The sequence below is a fragment of the Chamaesiphon sp. OTE_20_metabat_361 genome (assembly GCF_031364565.1).
Genome location: NZ_JANLWO010000655.1, coordinates 1 through 1,884, shown reverse-complemented (window position 1 = coordinate 1,884; position 1,884 = coordinate 1). Strand labels below are relative to the sequence as shown.

General features: G+C 47.8%; 2 protein-coding genes and 1 pseudogene. 1 reads left to right on the top strand and 2 read right to left on the bottom strand.

The window, feature by feature from the left end; genetic code table 11:
* Positions 1 to 352, top strand: a pseudogene (locus tag RMO35_RS18750) (23S rRNA (adenine(2503)-C(2))-methyltransferase RlmN); the annotation flags it as partial.
* 230 nt (positions 353 to 582) lie between these two features.
* Here RMO35_RS18750 and aroH read toward each other — a convergent pair.
* Entirely contained in the window at positions 583 to 960 is a 378-nt protein-coding gene (gene aroH, locus RMO35_RS18745; protein ID WP_396135045.1) for a chorismate mutase, read from the bottom strand.
* A gap of 38 nt (positions 961 to 998) precedes the next feature.
* Entirely contained in the window at positions 999 to 1,820 is an 822-nt protein-coding gene (gene sppA / locus RMO35_RS18740) for a signal peptide peptidase SppA (protein ID WP_309743052.1), read from the bottom strand.
* Positions 1,821 to 1,884: the final 64 nt, after the last annotated feature.

Below are 1,884 nucleotides of genomic sequence, written 5' to 3'. Positions count from 1 at the left end.
AATCAATTACCCGATTGACGAATTGCTCGATGAGTGCCGAGATTACGTCCAAATTACTGGGCGACGATTGAGCGTCGAATATATCCTCCTCGCAGGAGTCAACGATAAACCCAAACTAGCGGTTGAATTAGCTAGCAAACTACGCGGTTTTCAAACCCAGGTTAATCTAATTCCGTACAACCCGATCGACGATGCCGATTTCGATCGACCCACACCCAGAGATGTCCAGGATTTTGTCGATGTACTAGAGCAAAAGCACATTGCCGTCAGCGTGCGTTATTCCAAAGGTTTAGGTGCGAGTGCTGCTTGTGGGCAATTGCGGGCGAGTCGGAAATTAGTGGATAGTGAATAGCGATTCGCGCACGCCTTTGTTCCCCGACGGTTTAGCGGCGTGTTTATTATGGGGTTGCCCCCGAAAAAAAAAAAGACAAAAAAGCGAATAAAAAAACGACAAGACAGCGAATCAAGACAGTGGATAGTGGATAGCGATTCTTAGAGAATGATGGTGGGCACTGCCCACCATCTAGTTTTTAGAATATTTTTTCTTTAAACCTCTGTTCACTATTCACTATCCACTATCCATTAACTCACCAAACTGCGATCGGGACGTAAATTTCGTGCGCCACGGAGATAAGGATGATAAACTTTAGCATCCGCTGGGAGATTGGCGTGAATTAGGAAGCGAATACAGCGGGGGAGACTGCCCTCGACGTGCATTTGTTGGACATCCATCAGGGCGACATCTTGCCAAGTCGGGTAGATCCGGCGAGCGATAGCGGCGGGGAAGACTGCATCCAAATCCTTGGTAGCGGTAAAAATGACACTGATGATGCGATCGGGATCGATCCGATTGCGATACTCTAATTCTTGCAATAGCTCGGTAACGGCACTATAGATCGCACCCTCTGTATTTTCACTTGCCGTCGTCGCCCCGCGAATTGCTCTCATCTGCCACTCCACGCCATCATCCTCCGCAAATTTTTATTATCTTACGCCACTTAGGGACGATATAACCATAAAGGTTGTCCGCTAGTGCTTAGTTCAAATTGTACCCATTCGGCGGTCGATACTACTGTTGAGAACCCAGAAACTTGATTTTGCAGGATTCTACTTAATAAAGGCTTGCGTTCTTCGATCGTCTGTAGCTTAGCCTTTTGGGGATCTAATCCCGCTAATTCCGCCACCCAAAGCCGAGCATCCTCTTCCGAACCGAGTCGATCGACCACTCCAAATTCTACAGCTTGTTCGCCAGTAAAGATCCGTCCATCGGCAAAAGTTCTCACCGTTGCGGGATCGAGATGGCGAGATTCTGCCACAGTATTGACAAATTGCTCGTAAGTACTATCGATGAGGGTTTGGAGAATTTGTTCCTCGGGAGCGGTTAACTCGCGATCGAATGACAAGATATCCTTATAAGGCCCAGATTTAATCACTTTAAACGAGACACCCACCCGATCGAGTAATTTCTCCAGATTATTACCGCGCAGAATCACCCCAATACTGCCTGTGAGGGTACCGGGATTTGCCATAATGTGCGGGGCACCCATGCCGATATATACACCCCCTGAAGCCGAAATATTGCCATAACTAGCAACAATTTGAACCTTCGATTGCAGCCGTTGGAGCGCCTGATAAATCTCATAAGAATCGCCGACAGTTCCACCAGGACTATCGATCCGCAATAATAAGGCGGGATACTTACGTTCTTCAACTTCCTTGAGTGCCTTCAATACGGCTTTTCGCGTACCGCTACCAATCGCCCCAGCAATCTCAATGCGGGCAATTTGTTTCGTAGCTTTCTGATTAAACGGCCAGAACATAATTTAGTTGGGAGATGGGAGTTGGGGGACGAGGAGACAAAGGAGACGAGGAGACGAGGAGACG

What these genes read in the sequence shown, in the direction of transcription:
- sppA (WP_309743052.1), bottom strand. Translation starts at nt 1,820, where the DNA reads ATGTTCTGGCCGTTTAATCAGAAAGCTACGAAACAAATTGCCCGCATT.